Annotated in this window: 11 protein-coding genes; 7 read left to right on the top strand and 4 right to left on the bottom strand. The window is 39.3% G+C overall.

Annotation, left to right across the window (positions count from 1 at the left end; all coding sequences use genetic code 11):
* The first annotated feature begins 391 nt into the window (after positions 1 to 391).
* The gene (locus tag EXH44_RS02310) at positions 392 to 1,792 is read left to right on the top strand and encodes a surface lipoprotein assembly modifier (protein WP_162856099.1); all 1,401 of its coding nucleotides are present in this window, start codon (positions 392 to 394) and stop codon (positions 1,790 to 1,792) included.
* A gap of 58 nt (positions 1,793 to 1,850) precedes the next feature.
* Here EXH44_RS02310 and EXH44_RS02305 read toward each other — a convergent pair whose 3' ends face one another.
* Together EXH44_RS02305 and EXH44_RS02300 are read right to left on the bottom strand one after the other, a co-directional pair.
* Entirely contained in the window at positions 1,851 to 4,568 is a 2,718-nt protein-coding gene (locus EXH44_RS02305; RefSeq protein WP_162856098.1) for a YdbH family protein, read from the bottom strand.
* Positions 4,569 to 5,393: a hypothetical protein gene (locus EXH44_RS02300; RefSeq protein WP_162856097.1), complete on the bottom strand. Its 825-nt coding sequence runs from the start codon at positions 5,391 to 5,393 to the stop codon at positions 4,569 to 4,571.
* Positions 5,394 to 5,589: 196 nt separating this feature from the next.
* On the opposite strand from EXH44_RS02300, the gene EXH44_RS02295 reads away from it, so the two are divergent.
* Positions 5,590 to 6,696 carry an ABC transporter substrate-binding protein gene (locus EXH44_RS02295; RefSeq protein WP_162856096.1) on the top strand — a complete coding sequence of 369 codons (1,107 nt, stop codon included), beginning with the start codon at positions 5,590 to 5,592 and terminating at the stop codon, positions 6,694 to 6,696.
* A 75-nt stretch (positions 6,697 to 6,771) separates the two neighbouring features.
* Here the strand turns inward: EXH44_RS02295 and EXH44_RS02290 are convergent, their stop codons facing one another.
* Positions 6,772 to 7,569: an ABC transporter ATP-binding protein gene (locus tag EXH44_RS02290; protein WP_135675121.1), complete on the bottom strand. Its 798-nt coding sequence runs from the start codon at positions 7,567 to 7,569 to the stop codon at positions 6,772 to 6,774.
* 4 nt (positions 7,570 to 7,573) lie between these two features.
* The gene (locus tag EXH44_RS02285) at positions 7,574 to 8,611 is read right to left on the bottom strand and encodes a FecCD family ABC transporter permease (protein ID WP_425266852.1); all 1,038 of its coding nucleotides are present in this window, start codon (positions 8,609 to 8,611) and stop codon (positions 7,574 to 7,576) included.
* A 305-nt stretch (positions 8,612 to 8,916) separates the two neighbouring features.
* On the opposite strand from EXH44_RS02285, the gene gloA reads away from it, so the two are divergent.
* The 5 genes from gloA to potC all read left to right on the top strand — a co-directional run bounded on the left by gloA (position 8,917) and on the right by potC (position 12,937).
* A complete protein-coding gene (gene gloA, locus EXH44_RS02280) occupies positions 8,917 to 9,321 on the top strand; it encodes a lactoylglutathione lyase (RefSeq protein ID WP_005710446.1) in 405 nt (134 codons plus the stop codon).
* A complete protein-coding gene (gene rnt, locus EXH44_RS02275) occupies positions 9,321 to 9,971 on the top strand; it encodes a ribonuclease T (protein WP_162856095.1) in 651 nt (216 codons plus the stop codon). The genes gloA and rnt overlap by 1 nt, the downstream gene beginning before the upstream one ends.
* Before the next feature lie 239 nt (positions 9,972 to 10,210).
* On the top strand, positions 10,211 to 11,323 hold the full coding sequence (gene potA / locus EXH44_RS02270; RefSeq protein ID WP_162856094.1) for a spermidine/putrescine ABC transporter ATP-binding protein PotA: 1,113 nt from the start codon (positions 10,211 to 10,213) through the stop codon (positions 11,321 to 11,323).
* A complete protein-coding gene (gene potB, locus EXH44_RS02265; RefSeq protein ID WP_162856093.1) occupies positions 11,310 to 12,170 on the top strand; it encodes a spermidine/putrescine ABC transporter permease PotB in 861 nt (286 codons plus the stop codon). Before potA ends, potB begins: the two co-directional genes overlap by 14 nt.
* Positions 12,170 to 12,937 carry a spermidine/putrescine ABC transporter permease PotC gene (gene potC / locus EXH44_RS02260; RefSeq protein WP_135672912.1) on the top strand — a complete coding sequence of 256 codons (768 nt, stop codon included), beginning with the start codon at positions 12,170 to 12,172 and terminating at the stop codon, positions 12,935 to 12,937. The genes potB and potC overlap by 1 nt, the downstream gene beginning before the upstream one ends.
* Positions 12,938 to 12,964: the final 27 nt, after the last annotated feature.

Below are 12,964 nucleotides of genomic sequence, written 5' to 3'. Positions count from 1 at the left end.
TCTACAATAGGTTTGTGAGAATAAATAAATCATACTCACTTAAATTTTATGAATATATCATCTGTAATTATATAAATGATGTTCAGAAATATTTCGTAGGGGTGGGGTTTATCCCCACCCGAAAATATTAATATCGCAACGGGCGGGGATAAACCCCGCCCCTACGGTTCCTACAATATGTTTGTGAAAATAAATCATACATACTTAAATTTTATGAATATACCATTTTTCATTTTATAAATGACATTCAGAAATATTTCGTAGGGGTGGGGTTTATCCCCACCCGAAAATATCAATATTACAACGGGCGGGGATAAACCCCGCCCCTACGGTTCCTACAATATATTTATAAGAATAAATAAACAATACTTGATTAAATAAAAAATTCAAAATGAAAAAACACTTACCCCTTACCCTTTTTATCCCCCTAGTAGCAAACGCAAACCCCGAATTGGAAATCAAATCCGCCGAACCAACCTTGCCAACACAAGCGGTTATTTTTTCAGAGAAATCTACACATAATGGGGAAATCACTTTAACCCAAGAGCTTATTAGTAAGCCTGAACTGACTCGTCAAATGTTAAATCGGGCGATTGATAGCCGACAATTTCATTTATTGCCTGAACTGGTGCGGATTTATCAACAAACACCTAATCCCGATTTGATACTGATCGATTATGCCAACGGCATTATTTTGGCAAGTCAGGGGGATTATAAAACGGCAATCGCTCTCTATCGTGGCATCATTGCGAAGCACCCTAATTTTCAGCCTGTGCGCTTTCGTTTGGCACAAATGTTGTTTGAAGATCGGCAAAATGAAGCCGCACTTGCACAATTTCGTAAGCTACAAGCGGACGGATTGCCACCACAAATTGCAAATGGGGTGGAACAATACATTGCCGCTATTCAAAAACGTTCAGATTGGTCATTCGACTTTGGTGTGAATTATTTACACGAAAGCAACGTCAATAATGCCTCAAGCTCGCCTTATGTTCGAGTGGGGAATGTGCCATTTAAGAAAACGGAAGATGCGTTACCGCAATCGGCAAATGGGCTAAGTTATCATCTCAATTTGGCTAAAAATTGGAATGTCAGCGGCTCGCATTATCTGCATTTTGAGAACCAATTTAGCGGAAAATCCTATTGGGATAATCATCAATTTGACGATCAACAAAACCGTTCAAGCCTTGGCTACCAATATCAAAATGCTCAAAGTCGTCTTGCCTTTTTGCCTTATTACGAAATGCGTTGGTATGGCAATCATCGCTACAATCACGGCTATGGGGTTCGGGTTGAAGCCGAACATTGGCTTACCTCTCAATGGCAACTTTCTACCGCAGGCGAGATGGGCAAGCTCAAACATCGGGGCGAAAATCAGCTGGCGGATAGCACAACATTATTTGGTTCCGCTACGCTACTTTATGCCTTTAATGCGAAAAGCTATCTCTATGGCGGTGTAGATTTGTTGCGAGATAGAACATTAGAACGTTCTTTGGCTTCTAGACGTTATACAGGGCGAGTCGGTTGGGGGCAGGAATGGTGGGGCGGCATTTCCAGCCGTATTCAGCTCAGTTATGGCAAACGTGAATTTGACCAAGCTCACCGCATTTTTAATCAAGTTCGTAAAGATAGGGAAGTAGGTTTGAACGTCACACTTTGGCATCGTAACCTGCATTTCTGGGGAATTACACCGAAAATCAGCTATCAATATCAGCGTGTGAACTCAAATTTAGCGGATCTCTATTCGTATAAACGGGATAGGGTTTATTTGAGTTTTGAGAAAAGTTTCTAAATAAATTAAATGGCTTAGATAATTCTGAGCCATTTATTTTGGCATGTACTGAGTGTGGTTATTGCTTATCTAATCGCTGGTAAATGGAATGTTCAATATTCTGCTCAAACTGAGAGCCGTAGTTAATCAATTTCCACAAGTCGAACATATTCTCTTTATGGTTATAATTCAAATTGACTTTCGCTTGTTTATGCTCAGTCAATCTAGAATGGATTTTAGCTGATAAATCCATATCGCCTTTGCTGTCTAAATTCACCGTTGCGGTGAAATCGTCAATCTCACTTTTATTGACCATATAAGCCAAAATCTGTTCCGTATAGCCCCCTTGTTTAATCGCTTCAAGCAATTCAGGGGTAAATTTTAGGTAAGATCTATCCGCTTGTGTCAATGTTCCATTGCAGATGTAGCAAGGTTTGCCCGACAGCCAAAATGGAAATTCACCGTTGAATTTGCCGGTTAAATCCAATTGGTGATATTGTGCCAATTCTAAAATACGTTCAAAACGAATATCAAACAGCTTTAAATAAGCGATTTTCGTTTGTGGCAGAGCAAAATGTTCGATATTTAAACGTCCACCGAGCAAATTTAAACTTAACTCTCGTAAAAACAGGGGCTTACGTTTAGTGTAGGGTAAGTGCCCTTGAATTTTTACTTTGACATTGGTTATCGGAATACCGATATTCACCTCGTCAATCTTCACATCAAGGGCTTTTTTCACACCGATATCCACTTCACCCTGTTTGTATTGATAAGGGAGTGAGAAATCAATGCCCTTGATCTCACCGCTTGGTAGAGAAACTGCACCGTTGCGAATAGCAAAATGCCCGCCAGCCATCAGCCCACGAGTTGCATTCGCACTAAATGCCGTTTCACCTTTGATGGTGCCGTTTGTGATGACCCATTGATTTCTAAAAGGAAAAAGGCTTTGGAATACATTTGCAGGCTGCTCCGACCAATACAGTTTACCGATTAAATCACTGGCATTATTGGTTAATTTTCGGCGAGCAAAGAGTTTAATCGGTCCTAATTGATTGGCGGTAACATCACCCCTAAAGTTAAGATTTTCCACTTCGCCGTAAAAATTTAAGTTAGCCGTTGGTTTTTCTAATAATCCACCATAGGCGAAATCCATTTGTGAGGCTGAAAGTTTTACGCCACCTGTAAGATAAAATTTCTCATAATCAAATTTTATTGGTTCATTTAATACCAGCTCTAATTTTGGAATAAATACCCCATTTTTACGAATCTGCTCCAGACTGCCTTTAAATTCAGACAGTTGCACTAAATCTTTATGCCACAAACCACGTCCCGACACTGCAAGCGGTCGGTTTAAGGCTTTTATTTGCGAACTGCCCCAAAAACGCCAATTCCATTGATCTTTCACCGCTTTTTTATCGGTCGGATCTTGGAAAAAGTGTAATGCTCCCGCTTTGAAATTATTGGCGTAACCGTCCAACCGCATTTCGATTTTGTTAAAATCGGGACTTTCACCACGGAAAATCGCTTGTAAACGCCCGTGAATACCCTGTTTATCTACCCGCACGCCCGCTAGGGGAAAACGTAAATCGTTGATGGTGAGAAAACGTTCAGTCCCTGTTAGACGTAGCAAAGCGCCTTGTAGAAAGCGTAAAGTAAGGTCATCAAATTTTCCTCGTACATCTAAAGGAATAGTGCTATACAAAATATGCTCACCTTGTTTGATATTTCCTGTGATTTGTAGTGGCAAAATCAAACTATCTTGCTGAATTTCCCCTTGTGGGCTACTGATTACCACATTGCCTTTCCCTTTGGCATTTTGAGTGAGCAGACTGATACGAACCGCCGTTTTTATCGGATAAAGCCCATCTAAAGAAAAACGGTTAGGGGTAATGGTGGTGGTCAGATACGCATTGAGCGGAAAATCATTTGAGAGTTGCCAGTCAATTTTCCCTTTTTCAATCGTCAGGCTTTGCTTATCAAAACGAAACGGCAAGTTGAATTGATTTTCAGGCGTTATGGCGGAATGTAGTTGCCAATTTCCGTGAAGTTGCTGATCTTGTTTATGCCAGCTGAGCGTTGAATGACCTTGTTGCAAACTTGGTTCAGCGATCAAGGTTTCAGGCAAATTCCATTGATAATTCAAACTCAGTTGTTGGGGCAACGCTAAAAAATGTTCATCTAGCTGAGCAGAAAGTGTTGCGTGATGTTGCTCATCATTATTCGGCTGATAGCTAAGTTGTGCGGTGAGTTGCTGATTTGCAAAATTCGCGTCCAATGTGACCGCTTGTTGCTTAATGTAAGCGGTCAGTTTTTGCTGAAAAAATGCAAATTTGATTTCACTTGGCGATTGCAGTAGCCCCTTCACTCGTTCGTGCATGTCATCAGGAAGATTTTTCCAGGCCAAAGATTTAATTTCTACGCTACCTTCTGGCAGTAACGTAAGGATCGTTTTAATGGTTTCTGTGGGATCAGTTTGGCTTTTCTCCGATTTAGGAAAAAGAGATAAGCAGGCATAATCAATGGTTGCTTGATTAAGACGAATAGATTGCTCATCAAGCCATTGCACCGCAAGGCGATCTGCCGAAACAATCGGACAATTTTGATAGTAAAGGGTAAATTGTGGCAAGATGGCTTTTTCTAAATGTGGCTCGATGCCGTCGAGTGTTTCTATTTTCCAGCCCGTTGGCAATGCCAAATTAATCGCAGAAGCTAATTGAGTGCCTGAAAGCAACGAGGCACCGCCAGCCATTAAAATGGCAAGTACTGCACCGATAATCAATAAACTTCTGCGTAACATTTAGAGAATATTTGTCAAAGGATAAAGCATTGCAAGGAAGGTTGCGACCGTCCAAGCGGTTGGATTTTTGATGTTTTTTCCCTGTTTACCGAGTAACAACCAAGCTAACATCATCAAAATCACAAACTGAACCCCAAAGAAGATAAAGTAAGGATAAATCACCATTTCAGGCATAATCGCAAGTTGTTGATATAACACGAAAATCACCCAAACATAGTTGATGATTAACACCACAAGTGCCAGCAATACCAACAGTTTTAAAAAGCCTTCCAAACGGCTTTTCGCCAGCATTAAATACCAGCCACTTAATAAAATGCCGAGTAAAATCTGAGCAAAATTATTGGCTCTAATCCAGTTAAACAGCGATGGCACTTCATACCAATAAATCAGCAAGTATTGCACCATACCAATGGCGGTGATGCCTAAGCCACAATAAATCACTGTGCGATAAATATCTTCATCTTTGGGCAATTTCCAATAGATAAACGGCAGAATAACAGAAGCAAATCCAGCGACTAAAGCAGGGGAATGTTTCGGGGTAAAGGCAAGGGAATAGAGAAAATTTCCTACCGCAAAGACCAAGAGCCACGGCAGAATAGCCGTTAAACGCCCTTTTTGCCCAGGGCAAATTTGTCCTTTCCACAGCACCACAAAGCTAATCAAGCAAACAGTAAAAAAGGTAAGCAGATAAGGCGAAACAAAGATTGCATTTTGTGGTGCAAAATAGTGATTGAGCGACATCTCAATCAATAACATCGTCACCAACGGCAAAATAGCGTGCGTGGCGATTTCTAATTTAGAAGGAGTATCGTGATCGTGTGACATAGAACACCAAAAAAATAATATTGACTTGAAGTAAAGCTATGATAGCAAAATTACCTTCTAAATTTATAAGAAAATATAGGTTTAGTGTTATTTTCTACAAATAAACCTAAAAAATTATTTGAGAATAGTTTCTATTTGTAAAAATGGAGGCGTATGTGTAGAATGCACTTCTCTTTTTTATTTTGGAGTAAAAATAATGAAAAAAGCATTTTTTCGTAACCTAATAGCGATGACAGTATTTTCTTTATCAACTTTTTCAAATGCTGAAATTACGACTATCAAAGACGTACTCGGACGAGAAGTCAAAGTAGATGTACCGGCTAAACGAGCGGTTGTAGCCTTCTATTATCCTGATTATATTGCAGTAACCGGAGTAGAAAACTTTAAGAATGTAGTTGGAATTTCTCGTGAGTTTTGGGAAAAATTTAATCCCGGTAGTTGGGCATTATTTGCGGAAAAAATACCGACTCTCAAAGATATGGCTGATATAGGAAATATCAATACGGGTACTTTTTCTACTGAGAAAACACTAGCACTTAAACCCGATGTACTTGTTTTGGCTGATTGGCAATATCAAACGATTGCAAGTGAAATTCCACGTTTGGAACAAGCCGGAATTCCGATTGTTGTTGTCGATTTTAATGCTCAAACTATTGAAAAACATACTCAAAGCGCTCGCATTTTTGGGCAAATTGCAGGTACACAGGAGCGTGCTGAAAAAATCGCTAAAGAGTATGCTGACGGCATTAAGGAAATTCAACGTCGAGTAAAAGAGGCTAACTTACCAAAACCGAAAATCTATGTTGAATTCGGAAATAAAGGTCCAAATGAGCATAGTTTTACCTTTGGTAAAAATATGTGGGGAGCAATTGCTAATACAGTTGGGGGAGATAACATTAGTGCTCCGTTTGTGGAAAACTGGGGACCAATTAACCCAGAGCAAGTACTCGCATCAAAGCCTGAAGTCATTATGATCTCTGGCACAGAGATGGAAAATAAAACCAATAGTGAAATTATGTCGATGGGTATTGACATCAAGGAAGAAGATGCTCAGAAACGATTAAAAGGTTTTACGCAACGTACCGGTTGGTCTACACTGCCTGCTGTGCAAACAGGACGTGTTTATGGGCTTTACCACACCGCCTCTCGTTCACTAATAGATTTAGCGAGTGCACAATTTATGGCAAAAGCACTTTATCCAACGTTATTTACTGATATTAATCCGCAACAAACTTATGATAGTTTCTATAAACAGTATCTACCAATTAAACCAGAAGGGACGTTCTTCATTCAGTTGAAATAAAACTGAACAAGCGGTCAGTTTGCGCAGTAATTTTGCAAAAAAATGCTTAAACCTGACCGCTTGTAAGCCCAATTTTTAAAGATTTAGATCCAAGCAACACTTATCAGATAGACATTTTCGTAGAGGTCGAATAACAGGGCTGCCTGTACTGTCATATAAAATTTCAATGTGGACCTTATACAATCGACTGATAGTATCCGGCTGTAATACTTGCTGTGCCGATCCCAATCCTTGAACCTTACCTTCTCCCAGCAAAATGATGCAATCAGAGAATTGAGCAGCAAGGCTTAAATCGTGAAGAACTACAATAGTGATAAGATTATGTTGATGGGTGTAATCACACACTTGTTCCAGTAAATTAATTTGATGATGCATATCTAATGCACTAACGGGTTCATCTAACATCAAAATTTCTGGGTTGCGTAGTAAGACTTGAGCAAACATCACCATTTGACGTTGTCCACCACTTAACTGTGTCACATCTTTATGTGCAAGATGGGCAATGCCAAGTTTATCCATAATTTGTGCAACTTCTCGCAATAATTCATCGCCGACGTGCATATGTAAAGCATCTAGCCTACCCAATAAAATAACTTCAAGTGCTGTTAGTGAAACATCAACTTGAGTATCTTGTGGCATATAGCCTATGCGTTTACGCCAATTTATTAAATTGTGTTTAGTCAAGATTTCTTTGCCGTAGCGAATTGAACCATCAAAAGAAAGTTCACCGAAAATAGTTTTAATGATTGATGATTTTCCGGCTCCATTAGGACCAAGGATAGTATACACTTTGCCCTTTTCTAAATTCAGATAGATACCATCAGCAATACACTGCGTACCACGCTGAATAGTTAAATTTTCTAACAATAACATTGAGCTATCCACGCTTACTTAACACGATCCAAAAGAAAAATGGCACACCAACAAAAGAAGTTATAATACCAACAGGAAATAACGCTCCAGGGATAATCACCTTAGAGAGGACAGAAGCAATTGATAAAAAAGCTGCACCAACTAACATTGCGCCAGGCAAAAAGAAACGTTGATCTTCACCAAGTAACATCCTTGCAATATGTGGCGCCACCAAACCAATAAAACCGATAATTCCCACAAAACTAATTGATGTCGCTGTCATAACTGCAACAATCACTAAGGTCTTTAAACGTAGTAGCTGCAAATTAATACCTAGACTCAACGCACGTTCCTCACCAAGACGTAAAGCAGTCAGTTTCCATACATCTTTTGATAAGAGTAGTATACTTGTAGCTGTTACCAATGTTGCAACACTAAGGGTTTCCCACGTTGTTTTTGTTAGGCTGCCAAACAACCAAAACAGAATCTGTTGGGAAACTTCAGGTGCAGAAATAAACTGAATTAATGATAATAGAGATTGAAACAGAAAAAGTAAGGCAATTCCAACTAACACCAGCATAGCAGAGCTGAAACGACGTAGGGAGGCAAACACAAAAAGAATACCTGAAGCCAACATTGTCATAACAAATGCACCAATCGGTACAGCAAAACTAAAAGGGAGACCAAAGCCACCAAAAGCTATTACTGTCGAAGCACCAAATCCTGCAGCGGCAGCAAGACCTAAAGTATAGGGACTTGCCATTGGATTATTCAATAATGTTTGAATCTCAGCACCTCCGACACCTAATGCTGCCCCCACAACCAATGCCATCAATGCCATAGGTAAGCGGAGATCAAATACAATGATACTCGTGGTTGTATCTACATTATCTAAATGTAAAAGTGCTTTAATCACTTCTCCAAGTGGTAGCATGGATGGTCCTGTAACAATATCAAATACCAAACCAATAATGCCGATTACGAAAAAAAGAATAACAGTGAACCAACGTTTACGCTCTAGCGAACGTTGGTTGTGAATAATATGTTCAACCGCTGAATTCATTATTTACTCTCTCATTAAATTAGAAGGTAGACTATACCTAAAATACGAGTAATACCAAAGTATAAAGTTTAATTTTAATATAAGGCTATTTCGAAAAAAACGAGAATAACTCTCAATTATAATAGTTTAAATTGAGTATTTTCTCAATCTTATTACCTATTACCTGAATAATCACTTACCTAATCAAAGAACATTTTGAGAGAGATAATACGTAGGCAAAAGATAAAAATAGAATCACGTCATGATTTCAAACTCAGAATATGCAATAATGTTGCCGTCTTTATCCATTTTTAAGGAGCTTTACGATGCGAATTTTACATACAATGTTACGTGTAGGAAACTTAGAACGTTCTATCAAATTCTATACAGAAGTGCTTGGTATGCGTTTATTACGCACCAGCGAAAATGAGCAATATAAATATACCCTTGCATTTTTAGGTTATGCAGATGAAAGTGAAAGTGCCGTGCTTGAGCTGACTTATAACTGGGGAGTTGAGAGCTATGAGTTAGGTACTGCTTATGGTCATATTGCGATTGGGGTGGATGATATTTACGCAACGGTTGAAGCGGTTCGTCAAGCAGGTGGAAAGGTCACTCGTGAGGCAGGCCCTGTGTTAGGTGGCAAAACTGTGATTGCGTTCGTAGAAGATCCTGACGGTTACAAAATCGAATTTATCGCTAACAAAGATGCACAAAAGGCGTTAGGTTAATGGCTGAAACAGAAGCAACCAATTACAATCTATTGAAAAATCGCTTTCGTGGCTATCTTCCTGTTGTGATTGACGTTGAAACAGGGGGATTAAATGCTCAAACAGACGCATTGTTAGAAATTGCAGCGATTACGCTGAAAATGGACGACGACGGCTATTTGCATTTAGATGAAAAATTTCATCGCCACGTTAAACCTTTTGAAAATGCCAATATCAATCCAGAGGCATTAAAAGTAAATGGAATTGATGTAGATAACGCCGAGCGTGGTGCCGTACCAGAAGATATTGCCATTACCGAGATGTTTAAAATGGTACGCAAAGCAGTAAAAGACAACGGTTGCCAACGTGCTGTGATTGTGGCACATAATGCGACTTTTGATCAGGCATTTCTACAAGCGGCGGTAAAACGCATTAATACCAAAAGAGATCCATTCCACCCTTTTGCTATGTTTGATACTGCAACCTTGGCTGGCTTTATGTACGGTCAAACGGTCTTAGTTAAAGCCTGCCAAATGGCACAAATTCCTTTTGACGGCAAACAAGCCCATTCTGCTTTGTATGATACGGAGCGCACTGCAGAGCTGTTTTGTGCAATGGTGAATAAGTTGAAAGATTTGGGGGGATTTCCTCCCGTAGTTTCAGAAACATAACTTATTTCGTTGCTGTTAGGCGAAAGTGATTTCGCCTAATTGCAAAATTTAAGCAAAATCTGACCGCTTGTATCCAAACAATTTCCCCAAAAGTGTAATTTTTACTTTCATTCCCCCCCCATTCGCTATATCATTGCAAGCTATTTCAAGAACGTATTTATTGCGTTTCGGTCACGCTGAATTTTTAGTCAGCTTTTTTGCATTTTCTCAACAATGCCCTAGGGGGAAAACAAAAATCAATGGAAAAGTTAGAGCAAAAACCAATTATTGAGCTTCGTTCTATAACGAAACGTTATGGTGAAAAAACGATTATTGATGGCTTAGATCTTACAATTAACGATGGCGAGTTTTTAACTATTCTCGGTCCATCAGGCTGTGGTAAAACAACCGTATTACGTTTAATCGCGGGTTTTGAAGATTTAACAGACGGTTCAATTATTCTTGATGGACAAGATGTATCGAATATCGATGCAGAACAACGTCCCGTGAATACGGTTTTCCAAAGTTATGCGCTTTTCCCTCATATGACTATTTTTGATAACGTAGCTTTCGGCTTACGTATGCAAAAAGTGCCAGAAGCGGAAATCAAACCTCGTGTTATGGAAGCGTTACGCATGGTGCGTTTAGAAGAAATGGCGCCTCGTAAGCCGTCACAACTTTCAGGTGGTCAGCAACAACGTATTGCGATTGCGCGTGCGGTGGTGAATCAGCCGAAAGTATTATTATTGGACGAATCACTTTCTGCCCTTGACTACAAATTACGTAAAGAGATGCAACATGAATTGAAACAGTTGCAACGTCAGTTAGGCATTACCTTTATCTTCGTTACCCACGATCAAGAAGAAGCATTAACCATGTCAGATCGTATTATCGTGATGAACAAAGGTAAGATTCAACAAGACGGTTCGCCACGTGAAATTTATGAAGAGCCAAGTAACTTATTCGTTGCTCGCTTTATCGGTGAGATTAACGTGTTTGATGCAACGGTGATTGAGCGTGTAACAGAAAAAACCGTCAAAGCGAATGTAGAAGGTCGTATTTGCGAAATTTATACCGATTTACCGGTTCGTCCAAATCAAAAATTAAAAGTGTTACTTCGTCCTGAAGACATTGTGATCGAAGAGTTGGATGAAAATGAAAGTTCAAAAGCGGTCATCGGTCATATTAGCGATCGTACTTATAAAGGGATGACACTTGAATCTAACGTGGTATTAGATCATAACCAAATGAAAGTGTTAGTCAGCGAATTCTTTAACGAAGATGATCCACACATGGATCACTCAGTAGGGCAAAAAGTGGCATTAACATGGCACGAAGGCTGGGAGGTTGTACTCGACGATGAAGACTGCTAGTAATAAATTTCAAAAAGTTACTGTAGCGGTTATCTTCGGTTGGTTAATTTTCTTTGTATTAATCCCGAACTTACTGGTGTTGTTCACCAGTTTTATGACCAAAGACAGTAGCAATCTGATTGAGTTTTCATTTTCACTTGAAAGCTATGGACGTTTAATTGATCCACTTTACTCACAAGTCTTGTGGAACTCGCTCTATATGGCGGGGATTGCGACAATTATTTGTTTAGTTGTCGGCTATCCGTTTGCCTTTATGATTGCGAAATTACCGGCAAAATATCGTCCATTTTTACTCTTTTTGGTGGTATTGCCTTTCTGGACAAACTCCCTTATTCGTATCTATGGAATGAAAATCTTCCTTGGCGTGAAAGGTATTTTGAATGAAACGTTATTGTCCTTAGGCATCATTAGTGAGCCAATTCGTATTTTGAATACGGAAGTCGCGGTTATTATTGGTTTAGTTTACATTCTATTGCCATTTATGATTTTGCCACTCTATTCGTCTATTGAAAAAATTGATGGACGTTTACTTGAAGCAGCAAAAGACTTAGGTGCAAATGCATTCCAGCGTTTTGTTAAAGTGATTATTCCACTTACTATGCCGGGTATTGTCGCAGGTTGCTTATTAGTATTGCTTCCAGCAATGGGTATGTTCTATGTCGCAGACTTATTAGGTGGTGCGAAAGTATTACTTGTGGGTAACATCATTAAGAGTGAGTTCTTAGTCACACGTAACTGGCCATTTGGCTCTGCAATCAGTATTGCATTAACTGTCTTAATGGCATTAATGATTTATGTGTACTACCGTGCAAATAAACTGATGAATAAGAAAATGGAGTTAGAATAATGAATCGCGTATTGAAAAGCTTTTTTATGTTTGTCGTGTACGCATTCTTGTACATTCCAATCATCATTTTAGTCATTAACTCTTTCAATGCAGATCGCTATGGTTTGACATGGAAGGGCTTTAGCTGGAACTGGTATGAGCGTTTATTTAGCAATGACACGCTTATCCAAGCGGCAACAAACTCAATTACCATAGCCTTTTTTGCGGCGACTTTCGCAACATTAATTGGTGCATTAACATCGATTGCCTTATATCGCTACCGTTTCCGTGGGAAACAATTCGTAGGCGGTATGTTATTTGTAGTCATGATGTCACCTGATATTGTTATGGCAGTTTCTTTACTTGCCTTATTTATGTTAGTGGGGGTTGCATTAGGCTTCTGGTCATTGTTACTTGCTCATATTACGTTCTGCTTACCTTATGTTGTAGTCACAGTATCTTCACGTTTAAATGACTTTGACTCAAAAATGTTGGAAGCTGCGAAAGACTTAGGGGCAAGTGAATTTACGATTTTACGTAAAATCTTATTCCCACTTTTATTACCTGCGATTATTTCAGGTTGGTTATTAAGTTTTACGATTTCACTTGATGACGTTGTGGTTTCTTCTTTCGTGACCAGTGCGAGTTACGAAGTTTTACCATTGAAAATCTTCTCCTTGGTAAAAACAGGGGTAACACCTGAAGTCAATGCGTTAGCAACCATCATGATTATTTTCTCATTAGCGTTGGTTGTATTAAGTCAGCTTGTGTTACGTAAAAAAGATTAACCTTTCTTTTTTCTTTGCTAAGCGGGT

This window comes from Actinobacillus indolicus, from assembly GCF_004519515.1.
Classification (GTDB): Bacteria; Pseudomonadota; Gammaproteobacteria; order Enterobacterales; family Pasteurellaceae; genus Glaesserella; species Glaesserella indolica_A.
This window is presented reverse-complemented; position numbering and strand designations above follow the sequence as displayed.